The organism is Nostoc sp. 'Peltigera membranacea cyanobiont' 232 (genome assembly GCF_002245985.1).
Taxonomy (GTDB): Bacteria; Cyanobacteriota; Cyanobacteriia; order Cyanobacteriales; family Nostocaceae; genus Nostoc.
This window is the reverse complement of the sequence record NZ_NOLK01000008.1, coordinates 1-11,717: the sequence shown is the minus strand read 5'-3', so window position 1 is coordinate 11,717 and position 11,717 is coordinate 1. Positions and strand designations below refer to the sequence as shown.

The following is an 11,717-nucleotide window of genomic DNA, read 5'->3' as shown; positions in this document are numbered from 1 at the left end:
TCTCAGCAAATTCGTAAATTATTATTAATTTACTTCCTGTTACTGAGATTTACAGACATCTTTGGAGAATAAGACATAGAAATGTCAAGACTAGATGAAGCCACTTTCCATTGAGTAACCCCAATCTGACCACAGGAATAATACTGATTTTCTTAAATCAATATATTTGAACTTCTGTATTTACACTTAAAAAAATCTAGTCTTTAAGCATATAAGTACTAAATAAAGCCACTCTTCATTAAGCAACCCTGTTGTGACTACAGGGATAATACTGATTTTTTTGAAAAAAATAAAACACAATTCAGAGGAAATAATAACTAGATCGGGAAAAGGTATGAAATTAACCAAGTCTCCAGGTGAATTTTTCTGGTTGTCCAAAAAATTTGCGCGATCGCCAGTTTATTCGTACTGTGGATGTAGTGTGAGTGCGATCGCCACATCTCTAGATTAAGCATTAGGATGTATAATTGCTGAATGCTTCGTGTCTTTATTTACTGGCTTTATGCGTTATTCTGTATTGGCCACTGACTACGACGGTACACTAGCAACTGACAATCATGTAAATGAAAATACTTTGGCAGCACTATCACGTCTGCGGAATTCTGGTTACAAACTCATCTTGGTGACAGGTAGACAGCTAGATGAATTGCTGCAAGTTTTTGGACATGTAGATTTGTTTGATTATGTAGTAGCAGAAAACGGCGCTTTGCTGTATTCGCCAGCTACCCGTCGGGAGAAACTATTAGGTTCGCAACCATCAGCAGAATTTATTAACGCATTGCGCGATCGCCAAGTCAATTCCCTGTCAGTTGGCCGTGTAATTGTTGCGACTTGGCATCCCCAAGAAACTATAGTTTTAGAAACTATCCGCCAGATGGGATTAGAATTACAAGTCATATTGAATAAAGGTGCGGTGATGGTGCTACCTTCAGGAATTAATAAAGCCACAGGGTTAGCTGCCGCTTTGGATGAGATGCAGTTATCACCTAAAAATGTAGTCGGGATTGGCGATGCAGAAAATGACCATGATTTCCTCAATATTTGTGGTTATTCAGTAGCAGTTGCCAATGCTTTGCCGATGCTCAAAGAGCGTGTAGATTTTGTGACTAATGGTAGTCGGGGGGATGGTGTTATGGAACTAATTGAAAAACTCATCACCTCAGATTTAGCTGAATTTGGGCATTAATTTAAGCAGATTTATTCATGCAAATAAAAAAAAGGAGAGTAGCAATACTCTCCTAACGTAATATGAGTGAGGGAAAATTTCAACTTAGTGATGAAGTCTCGCTTGACGCTCACGCAATTCACGGGCTTGACGTTCCCGCAATTCACGGGCTTGACGTTCGCGTAACTCACGAGCTTTACGTTCGCGCAATTCACGAGCTTGACGTTCGCGTAATTCACGAGCGCGTTGTTCGCGGACTTGACGTTCGTGTTCGACTTTACTGTTATTAAAAGCTACAGTATTACGATTAAAGTTATCATGCTCAGATTTAAATTCAGCAGCATTAGCATTTTGAGAAACAGCAGCAATTGAAGCAGCTGCTAATAAGCCTCCAAGAAGAATAGATTTAAAGCGGTTCATATATCCTTTAATGTGCCTTGCATTACTTGATTTGTACATCTTCAATGTAATCGGAATAGTCAGGTATATGCCTGTATACAAAGTCATGTTGAAATAGTTACTTTTGTAACTATTATTAGGATTTATATTTGATTTTTGAAAAGTTATAATGGTCAAAATCTTACCTGACATGGGTTATACTCTAGTATGCCTAGCAAGATTCAAGTTGGATTCCTATATTTAGAGGTGATTATTCAAAACTTTTTTATATAAATAAGTCGGTACAAATAAATCTAACCATGTAACAGAATGTAAAAACTACAAGACCTTTGCGATTGCTTCATTCCACTTCGTTACATTCGCAATGACATACATTGAAATTTTCATGCCGACTTACTTAACTGAAAATCCCAAGGCTCCCTTAAAGTTACTGTTTAGGCTTGTAGCAAATGCGATTGGCGAAGCCCTGCCATAGCATTCGCCCGCCCGAAAGCAAACCAGCGTCCATAGTATAGTGCTACATGGAACAACAAAGCACAGTCACAATTGAAATTTCCTCTAAAAAAGGTAGGATAAGCGATCGCAGCAATTACCATGAGAGATGATTGTCTTCAGGTTTGATATCATCCAAGAAATGAGCGATCGCAAAGTCACAAGTGCGGATAAAAGGACTTGAACCTTCACTCCTTTCGGAACTAGAACCTAAATCTAGCGCGTCTGCCAATTTCGCCATATCCGCATCAGTTTACTATCTTACCACAAGAAATTATTTTTGGGAATAGGGAATAAATGAGTCGGGGAGAAGAAAGAGTTTTTCCCCCTGCACCCTTCCCCCTGCCCCTCTGCCTCTTCTCCATGCTCAATTACATAACTGCAACACGAGGCAGACGATGCTTAAACCCGCAGAGAATTTCCCAGGAGATAGTATTTAATTGTTCTGCCCAATCATCTGCTGAAATCTGTTCATTTCCCTGTTCCCCTAACAAAGTGACCACTTCTCCTTCTTGGATATTGGGTATGGCACTCACATCCAGCATCAACTGATCCATTGTAATTGTCCCGATTTGCGAAACTCGCTGACCGCGAATTAACGCCTGCATTTTGTTAGAAAGACTGCGAGGAACGCCGTCAGCATAGCCAATTCCCACGACAGCGAGGCGAAGTTCGCGCGGGGCAATAAATTTATGCCCGTAACTAACAGCAGTTCCTTTGGCAATTGTTTTAACTTGGGTGACTCGTGCTTTAAGTTGCAAAACGGGTTTGAGATCGATCGCATTTTGTAAATGCGGTGCTGGGTAGAGTCCGTAAACAGCTAAACCTACTCGCACAATGTCGTAGTGCAATGACGGATCTGTGAGTGCAGCTGCTGAGTTTGCCAAGTGCAAGCATGGCACTTCAATTCCCATTGCTTTGATTTGGGCGATCGCTTCCTCAAATCGTCTATGCTGTTCTTCCATTGCCGTAGTATCAGGATCGTCTGCTGTTGCCAAATGAGAATAAATACTGGCAATAGATAGATGTGGTAAACGCTGCACTAATTGCACGAATTCACCAGCTTGCTGCCAATTAGTTCCTAACCTAGACATTCCCGTATCTAATTTGATGTGTACGGGCACTGGAGAACCATGACTCATGGATTCCAGAGTATCGGAAAAGACCAAAGCTTGTTTAGGGCTACAGAGTGTGGGCTGAAGTTTCCAATGTGCGATCGCATGAATCTGTTCTGGTGTATGAGTTGCTCCTAAAATCAAAATGGGCGCTTCAATCCCGCCTTCTCGCAATTGAATAGCTTCTGGAACTGTAGCGACTCCCAGCCAACTAGCTCCCGATTGAATTACAGTTTGGGCGACTGTTACCGCTCCATGTCCATAAGCATCAGCTTTTACTACTGCCATCAACTGAGTCCGCGGCGATAAAAACTGCACCAATTGCTGCACGTTATACGACAATGCCCCTAAATCAATTTCTACCCAAGCTCGTTGCGAAAACCACGCGTAGGGGTCGCACTGCTGATTAGGAACTACACCAGGGATTTCTTTGCGACTTAACATTTGTACTGACTCCTATCCCACCACGGCTAAACTTTCAAGTTATCTATCTATACACGCTCCTAAAAGCGAGATCAGATTAAATAGGAAGTTTAACCTTCATATTGGAATTGATACAAGATGTTGCGTTAGTAAAATAAAAGTTAAGATTTATGAGTAAATACCTATAAATAAATCTTATAGCTCGGCTTTTTGCTGTGTTATTTGCATTAGCCTACGTAAAATTCCTGCTGTCAGGTGAGAAGTTTTACTTTCAAACTGCTAACTCTTGACTCACAACTCTTAACTCATAAATTAATTGTAGAATTCTGCCGAAAGTATAATTTATTCTCATCTCCCTAGCAGGTTGTATTTGTGTTAACATTTATGTAAAGCTAATACCCTGAGCGCAGATACATGGGGAAGGTTTTAGTCTTAAACGCATCTTACGAACCTCTCAATATAACGAGTTGGCGGCGTGCTGTGGTTCTGTTAATCAAAGGCAAAGCAGAACGCGTAGAACACAACGGTAAATTCCTGTACTCGGATTTTCCGTTGCCGACCGTAATCCGGTTACGTCATTATGTACGCGTTCCTTATAAAGAAATTCCTCTGACTCGCCGAAATATATTGCACCGGGATGGTCATGCCTGTCAATACTGTGGTTACACAGGAGATGAGTTGACTCTAGACCATGTAATACCGCGATCGCGCGGCGGGGGCGATACCTGGGAGAACATTGTGACCGCTTGTGTCCGTTGCAATGTTAAAAAAGGCAGTCGCACTCCCCATGAAGCTCACATGCCTTTACGTCATCCTCCCCGCCAACCTTATAGCAGCCTCTATTTCGAGGTCAGTAAACATCTTAAGAGTGGATTGCATACAGAGTGGCAAAAGTATGTTATAGGGCTTTGAGCAAAAAAGCGGAGGAGAAAGAATAAATACCTTGCTGCTTTGGGACACAAACAACAACTTTAGTTATGGAGTGCTGAAAATTGGCAGCTATATGGTTTGCAACGAAAGCGATCGCGTCTTGTAGATAGGCGCAATCCGTTAACGCTCAAGCCTCGATACTTGTGTATGGGGTTTACCTTTTGCTTTGCATCTTCTCTGAATTCTCATAATTTTCCAAGGGGATAAAACACCCATTGTTAATCAAAAATAATTGTTAATTGCTCAATAGTCACAATAATGAGAGTATTGAGCATAAGAATATTTAAAATATCAAGGACTAACCCGAAAGTATAAGATAGAAAGTATGCCTTAAGTAAGATAAAAATTCTGCTGATTAAATTTACCGAAGAGAAAAAAGCTTCTCAAACAGATTCATGCTGCCAGATTCAGCCCAATATACAAAACTTCCTTGTTTCCAGCACTCATACCCCCTCCAATGGAATTTAGTTGATGTCAAGCGCTGTTACTGACAAAAAATATACTTAGATGTATAGTGCAATGTCTTGATATTTTTGCGAAGATCAAAATAATGTGGCTAAATTCAGTGAATTACCGATCGTAGTATTTCTGAATTAAAGGAGCCTAACACTTTAAAAAAGTTCCCTATGTACTTGAATTCTCCCGTTACTCAGTTTGAGAGTTTGTCATTGACTACAGAGCCAAACCCAGAGGAACCTGAAATAGAGAAAGCGCCAGTGGAAGTTGCATTTAAAAGTCCATCATTACCGCCATCGGTAGGCGATGGGGCCATATATCTCAATCACCGTGGTAATTCTCTGGCACAACAAAAGTCAGAAGAACTACAAAAAACCCTTCTGGCACACCGACACGATCGCCAATTGGTGATTCTGCAAGATTTTCCTGACCCTGATGCCCTTTCTTGTGCCTGGGCTTATCAGTTAATTGCCCAGCAATATGATATCAAATGTGAGATAATTTATGCTGGCGCATTGAGCCATCAAGAAAATATTGCCTTGGTAAGGCTGACTAACTTACCAATCCAACGCTGGACAACGCAAACCTTGAAAACCAAAGATTTGTCATGTTATCAAGGTTTTGTATTAATTGATAACCAAGGAACCACTTCACAGTTACTGTCAGCAATACAGCAAGCTGGAATTCCCCTAGTCGTACTCGTTGACCATCACAGTATTCAAGGCGATCTGCACTCAGAGTTTGAAGATATCCGTCCTTATGTAAGAGCGACGGCAACAATTTTTACTCAATATCTCCAAACAGGGTTATTGGCATTAGATAGCAGCATAAATCAACACGTTAAATGTGCAACTGCCTTGATGCACGGCTTGCGATCGGATACAAATCGGTTAATGCAAGCGCAAGAAGAAGACTTTATGGCAGCTGCGTATTTAAGCCGATTTTATGATGCCCAATTGCTGAATGCTATTTTACAGGCGAACCGTTCCAAGCGGGTAATGGATGTGATCGAGCGATCGCTAAAAAATCGCATCGTCCAAAATAACTTTTCCATTGCTGGTGTTGGTTACTTACGCTACGAAGACCGTGACGCCATCCCTCAAGCGGCTGATTTTCTCGTCACCGAAGAAAACGTCCACACCGCCGTAGTTTACGGCATTGTTCACGATGAAGACGATGAACTGGAAATAGTCATCGGTTCCCTGAGAACTAGCAAACTGACCCTTGACCCTGATGAGTTCATCAAAGAAGCCTTTGGACAAGATAGTGCAGGGCGCTTTTTCGGCGGTGGAAGGACAAGCGCAGGCGGCTTTGAAATTCCGATGGGCTTCTTATCCGGCAGCAACGAAAATTCTGCCTATGCGAAAATGAAATGGGAAGTATTCGACACTCAAATTAAGCAAAAACTGCTGAGGTTGGTTAACCCTAGAGACAACCCAATTCAGTCGGAGTAGAGGGAGATTAAGGAGATGGGGAAAACTCCTAACTCATACAGCAGTCAAAGTGTTTGGTCAGATAGCATCCCTAAGTCATTCGTGATAAACATATTTCCCGACTTTTTATAAAAGTCGGGAATTTTGATATTTTCACATAGGTTCAAGTGAAGGCGGATTAGATATACTATATGTATGACGTTTAATAAAAAAGCCTTGAGTGCAGCTAACACCCAAGACTTTATTGATTAACCGAGTTTACTTCTGGGCTAGAAGAATCATCGCAACCGTAAGAAGGTTAGGGAAGACGATGATAACCATTGCGGTAGTCATTAACGTCACCAAATAATAGCACCAATCCCCAGGTTTGCAGAATGTAGGCTTGGGGTTGTGCTGTGGCTTTAACCTACATATTTTTATTATAAAAGAAAGATCAGAGATTTGGAAAGAAATATCCTATCTTTTTTTATCAAAAATGCCATTTTAATCAAAGATTTCTCTCAAACCCTTGTATAGCAATAGTTACAGAGAAATGGAAAAGATAATACTATTATTATCAAACTTAAATATCTCAGATTTACTAATATTAAATATCTCAGATTTACTAATATTAAATTTTCTGCTTTTGAGAAGGACAACAAATTATAGGACAACCCAACAAGGCTAAAATTAAGTTAGTAACGAGAAAGCTAGTTCACAGAAGTAAAAGGCAGAAAATCAATAAATAATTGCTTGACTTTTATATCCCAACTTGTACACTTCGCCGCAGGAAGGGCTTATTTGCCTTTTCCGGTCAATAACCCGCTTGGTGCTACTCGATAGCGCTGCTCAATTAAAGGGGCAAACCCTGGAGCAAATGAATATCCCTTCATTTCCAAGCCTTTGAGAGTTCCCACAACTTCAATTTTGCGATCGCAGTAGAGAAGGTGGGGTAGGTGAATTTGATAAGTTAAATCAAATTCTTCACCAGACTTCCGATTCCAAGCGTGCTGTATCCATTCTTCATGATTAAATACCCAACCTTCTACATACTCAATTTCAGGGTAAACGTCAGCCACCAATAAGGCATTAGAGTAGCACTGCCCAATATGAATATAATCAATCAAATCTCTAAAACTTAAGCCCAATTCAAAAGTCTTTTTCATATTGGTCATCTGAGACGTGGTTAGCTTTTAGACAAAAGAAGTTAAACAAATCCCCCTCATGAGGCCCAACGAACTGGAAGACCGCTTCGCTCGATTAGGCGGTGGCAGGGACGGGCAGAAGAATTGTCGTGAGGCCAACCAGTTTTCGCAAGCCCGCCCCTGCCACTCCGCTTCGCCGCCTAATCGCTTCCAGTTCTTAGATCCCGGCTTAAAAAATAAATTACTTGTCCTCGGAAGTCCACGGATAAAGAGAAATAGCCAAAGCTGTCAGTACAGCAATACGGCTTGCCGGCATCAAATGAAATTTAATAACAGTGATAACAATCTGATAAAAGTATAGATTTTAATCGAAAGTACTGTTATTATGACGTTATCGATCTATGATAACAGTATGGCATCTAACCGATTTTTTTCAGGCAGAATTCCAAATGAACTATATGAGCAAGCAGAAAAGCATTGTGAAGAAACTGGAGATAGCAAAACTGAAGTACTAATTAAAGCACTATCTACTTACCTTAACTTTCCAATAGCAATTCCTGGAAAAAACATTATTGCTCCTAGTCCAGAAGTTACTAAAGAAATGTTTGAAACTCTGGAAGAAAGAATAAGAATATTAGAACATACCCTAAAAGCTTTACCTGTAAATGTTATCAATAATAATAACGATGATAACAAGAGCAGAAATACTGAGGAAATTGAGGAAGCCAATAATGATAACAGTGTAAAAACTTCTGATAACAAAACTGATAGTCTCAATGTAGAAAGTAAAATTCAAGATGTTATCATAAATGATAACAGAATTGATAATCCAGAAAAAAGCGAAAGTGATAACATTTTAGAAGCTATTAATAACGAAGGTGATAACAATAAGCCAAAAACAAACAAGCCCGTTATCAAAATTAATAACAAAAATAATAACAAGCCTTTACAAACAGAAGTAAATAAAATCATAAGTGAGTCTAAAGTTTCGGAAAACTTACAAGAACTTCCGAAATTTGAGGAAATAATTACTGCTGAAGTTGTTAAAAAGACTAACTTATCACGAAGTCAAGTTGACTATTTAATGAGTAAAGCTATAGAAAAAATAAAACAGCAGGGTAAAGTAATAAAACCTAGAAAACTTTTAGAAGAGCCTATCGAAGTAATCAACAAATCTGGTATACAAATTGAGGGGAATCTTTATAGACTTTTTTATGCTGGAGAAAATTTTAAAGAAAAACCAGTCTGGAATTTAATCCCTGATAACGAAAGTTATCAAAATGTTATACTAGGCTTACTAAATCCGAATATAACCCATAATAACACTAGTTATCAAGTTGATAACAATAAAGATTTCAAAGAAGAAAATCTAATTAACGAAGAAATGGTTAAAAAAAATGAGAACTTATTTACTGAATAATTTAACTTTAATGGAAAAATCTATGCAATCATTAATTTTAAAATTCATTCAGGCAACAAATTAATTTGATTTGAATGCTGTATTCTTAAACGAACCAAAGCTATACGCTCAGTAAAATCTATAGGTTTTGGAATATAGCTTGAAGATAAAACCTGTTTTGCAGCTAATCTAATAGCATTTATAGGATGCATACCTTGTTCCATATTGTTAGTAGCAGCTTGACATACAGCAGCATAATTAGCTAAATCAATAATTGGAAAATAATCTCGTAATAACTCAGATTCACTAATTTTCTTATTAAGATGATTTTCTAATCTTTGTCGCATATCTATAGCTTTTTCACTACTCAAAACTATATTTAATTCATTATGAACTCTACCAAAAAAGATTTGTGTTTCTTTTGATTTTGGATCATATTGCCCTGCTGCTTGTAAAAACATTTTAAAACTGCAAATGTTACAAACTCTGTATGAGCAAGATTTTTGTGCTTGGGTAGAGCAGACAGCAGAGCTTTTGCGATCGCACCACTGGGACACGCTGGATTTAGAACACTTAATTGAGGAAGTGGTGGACTTGGGTAAGAGTCAACAGCGAGCGTTGCAAAGTGCGTTGCGGTTAGTCTTATCGCATTTGTTGAAATGGAAGTATCAACCAGAACGTCGTAGTCACAGTTGGCAAGTGACCATTACCCGTGAGCGACTGAATATAGATGAATTGCTGCAAGAAAGTCCTAGCTTGCGGCGTTTTTTAAATGATGCCGAGTGGATAAATACTACTTATCAAAGAGCGCGGCCAGAGGCAATGGTGGAAACAAGTTTATCAGAAGATAACTTTGCGATCGCTTGTCCGTTTTCTGTTGATGAGATTTTAGACTTAGACTTTTATCCTAACGTTGAGGAACAATCGTAAGGTTATTTGCGCTACGACAATCACGATGCCATACTTCAAACAAGTAAATATACTGTTTATATTTAGTATACTAAATGGCTAACATCATGATTATTACCAATTTTGATGCTGAGGTTGCGCTCGAAGCTGCTCACATAATTCCTTACAGCGAAACAGAGAATAATCATCCGTCAAATGGTTTATTATTACGTGCTGACTTACATACCTTATTTGATTGAAATCTCATTGTTATCGATCCAAAAACAATGAAGGTACATATTTCCCCTGTTCTCAAAGAAACTGAATATAAAACAATCGATGGTAAAGAGATACGAGTTCCAAAAGATGAAATGTGCCGTCCCAACCAAGAATTTTTGAAACAGAGGTTGGAGCAGTGTAAATGGTGTCAAAATATTTAGCCTAAATAAATTCAGTTATTTTGTTCGGAAGTACTTGTATATTTAAGTTAGAGAATAACAAGCTTGATTTACCTAGATTATGAGTACCCTAAATGAAGTAGAACTCGCTGTTAGTCAACTTTCACCAGAGGATTTAGCTGCTTTTCGTGCCTGGTTTGCGGAATTCGATGCAGCAGCCTGGGATAAACAGATTGAAAAAGATGTGGCTGCTGGTCGGTTAGATGCATTGGCACAGAAAGCACTCAAACATCTTCGAGAAGGACGTTGTACTGATCTGTGAAACATCGAGCAACCCCTGATTTTTGGTATTACTATCGCCAGTTACCAATTGATATCCAAGAGCTTGCTGATCGATGTTACGAGTTTCTTCGGGAAGATCCCAAATATCCATCATTGCATTTCAAAAAAGTCGGTCAGTTTTGGTCAGTGCGTATTGGTATATATTATCGGGCGCTTGCTGTAAAAGAAGATGATAATTTTGTATGGTTTTGGATTGGATCGCATCCAGAGTATGACAGATTGCTAAGTGGTGGATAGCGTTCTAACATTGCATAAGAGCAGCCTAATTGATCGCTCATAATACAAAGTATGGAACTATACTTAATTCGTCATGGTATCGCCGAAGACCAGGGATTAGGCATCAAGGATGAGGAACGCAGCCTAACCAAAGAAGGAAGGCAAAAAACTGAGAAAGTTGCCCAAAAACTTGTTAAATTAGGTTTAAACTTTGATTTAATTCTCACCAGTCCCTTAGTGCGGGCCCGCCAAACGGCTGAAATCCTGATAGCAGAAAAACTAAGCTCCCAATTAGAGGAATCTAGCCACCTTGCTCACGATGGTCAAATCTCTAGTTGGCTCAAAGACTGGTTAGAACCAAGAAATTATTCCCAAAATACCCAACTGGCGCTGGTTGGACACGAACCTGGTTTGACCAATTGGGCAGAAATTCTCCTGTGGGGAGAAGTCAAAGAAAGCTTAGTCTTGAAAAAAGCAGGTATGATTGGGATAAAACTACCAGAAACAGGTTCTCCTCTGGGTCGGAGTCAGATGTTTTGGTTGACACCACCCAAGTACCTGCTATAACAGTTTTTCAACATTTTCGATTGTTGTTAGAACGGCTACTGTTATGGCGACAATAAATTTCTGGTAAGTTAACTCGATCAGATATTTCAAAAAGCAAATGGTGGTGCCATGATGGTGTGCGAATACAAGCCTGGTTTAGAAGGCATTCCCGCCGCTCAATCAAGTATCAGCTATGTTGATGGGCAAAAAGGAATACTAGAATATCGTGGCATCCGAATTGAGGAACTAGCAGAAAAAAGTACATTCCTGGAAACTGCTTATCTCTTGATTTGGGGTGAACTGCCAAACAAGGAAGAACTGGAAGCATTTGAGCATGAAGTTCGTTACCACCGGCGGATAAAATACCGCATTCGGGACATGATGAAATGCT

At 39.4% G+C, this 11,717-nt stretch carries 14 protein-coding genes and 1 tRNA gene; 10 read left to right on the top strand and 5 right to left on the bottom strand.

Features of this window, described 5'->3' with window-relative positions:
• Positions 1–481 precede the first annotated feature (481 nt).
• The gene (locus tag CDG79_RS04390; protein WP_223278004.1) at positions 482–1,186 is read left to right on the top strand and encodes an HAD family hydrolase; all 705 of its coding nucleotides are present in this window, start codon (positions 482–484) and stop codon (positions 1,184–1,186) included.
• Positions 1,187–1,270: 84 nt separating this feature from the next.
• On the opposite strand, the gene CDG79_RS42080 is transcribed toward CDG79_RS04390, so the two are convergent.
• The 3 genes from CDG79_RS42080 to alr form a co-directional block, all read right to left on the bottom strand.
• Positions 1,271–1,585 (bottom strand): hypothetical protein, encoded by a 315-nt coding sequence (locus tag CDG79_RS42080; RefSeq protein ID WP_094327288.1) that lies wholly within the window; start codon positions 1,583–1,585, stop codon positions 1,271–1,273.
• A 636-nt stretch (positions 1,586–2,221) separates the two neighbouring features.
• Positions 2,222–2,303 (bottom strand) — tRNA-Leu (locus CDG79_RS04380).
• Between the two features lie 124 nt (positions 2,304–2,427).
• Positions 2,428–3,615: an alanine racemase gene (alr, locus tag CDG79_RS04375; protein ID WP_094341040.1), complete on the bottom strand. Its 1,188-nt coding sequence runs from the start codon at positions 3,613–3,615 to the stop codon at positions 2,428–2,430.
• Positions 3,616–4,008: 393 nt separating this feature from the next.
• On the opposite strand from alr, the gene CDG79_RS04370 reads away from it, so the two are divergent.
• Together CDG79_RS04370 and CDG79_RS04365 are read left to right on the top strand one after the other, a co-directional pair.
• Positions 4,009–4,506: an HNH endonuclease gene (locus CDG79_RS04370; protein ID WP_069070622.1), complete on the top strand. Its 498-nt coding sequence runs from the start codon at positions 4,009–4,011 to the stop codon at positions 4,504–4,506.
• A gap of 644 nt (positions 4,507–5,150) precedes the next feature.
• Positions 5,151–6,434, top strand: coding sequence for a DHH family phosphoesterase (locus tag CDG79_RS04365; RefSeq protein ID WP_094341039.1), 1,284 nt, complete (start codon positions 5,151–5,153; stop codon positions 6,432–6,434).
• Positions 6,435–7,189: 755 nt separating this feature from the next.
• Here the strand turns inward: CDG79_RS04365 and CDG79_RS04360 are convergent.
• Positions 7,190–7,558, bottom strand: coding sequence for a hypothetical protein (locus CDG79_RS04360; protein WP_094341038.1), 369 nt, complete (start codon positions 7,556–7,558; stop codon positions 7,190–7,192).
• 391 nt (positions 7,559–7,949) lie between these two features.
• Here CDG79_RS04360 and CDG79_RS04355 point away from each other — a divergent pair, with 391 nt between their 5' ends.
• Complete coding sequence (locus CDG79_RS04355) at positions 7,950–8,957, top strand: hypothetical protein (RefSeq protein ID WP_143855414.1); 1,008 nt, start codon at positions 7,950–7,952, stop codon at positions 8,955–8,957.
• Positions 8,958–9,001: 44 nt separating this feature from the next.
• Here the strand turns inward: CDG79_RS04355 and CDG79_RS04350 are convergent, their stop codons facing one another.
• Positions 9,002–9,397, bottom strand: coding sequence for a hypothetical protein (locus tag CDG79_RS04350; RefSeq protein ID WP_094341036.1), 396 nt, complete (start codon positions 9,395–9,397; stop codon positions 9,002–9,004).
• 13 nt (positions 9,398–9,410) lie between these two features.
• Between CDG79_RS04350 and CDG79_RS04345 the strand changes: the two genes are divergently transcribed.
• From CDG79_RS04345 to CDG79_RS04320, 6 genes are all read left to right on the top strand, one after another.
• Entirely contained in the window at positions 9,411–9,866 is a 456-nt protein-coding gene (locus CDG79_RS04345) for a DUF29 domain-containing protein (RefSeq protein ID WP_094341035.1), read from the top strand.
• A 74-nt stretch (positions 9,867–9,940) separates the two neighbouring features.
• Positions 9,941–10,084, top strand: a complete 144-nt coding sequence (locus CDG79_RS04340) for an HNH endonuclease signature motif containing protein (protein WP_094341034.1) — start codon at positions 9,941–9,943, stop codon at positions 10,082–10,084.
• A 259-nt stretch (positions 10,085–10,343) separates the two neighbouring features.
• The gene (locus CDG79_RS04335; RefSeq protein ID WP_094341033.1) at positions 10,344–10,544 is read left to right on the top strand and encodes a hypothetical protein; all 201 of its coding nucleotides are present in this window, start codon (positions 10,344–10,346) and stop codon (positions 10,542–10,544) included.
• Positions 10,541–10,801 carry a ParE family toxin-like protein gene (locus tag CDG79_RS04330; RefSeq protein ID WP_094341032.1) on the top strand — a complete coding sequence of 87 codons (261 nt, stop codon included), beginning with the start codon at positions 10,541–10,543 and terminating at the stop codon, positions 10,799–10,801. Before CDG79_RS04335 ends, CDG79_RS04330 begins: the two co-directional genes overlap by 4 nt.
• Before the next feature lie 51 nt (positions 10,802–10,852).
• On the top strand, positions 10,853–11,347 hold the full coding sequence (sixA, locus tag CDG79_RS04325; RefSeq protein WP_094341031.1) for a phosphohistidine phosphatase SixA: 495 nt from the start codon (positions 10,853–10,855) through the stop codon (positions 11,345–11,347).
• Between the two features lie 108 nt (positions 11,348–11,455).
• Positions 11,456–11,717 (top strand): citrate/2-methylcitrate synthase (locus CDG79_RS04320; protein WP_317616570.1); only part of this gene is annotated, 262 nt, incomplete at its 3' end.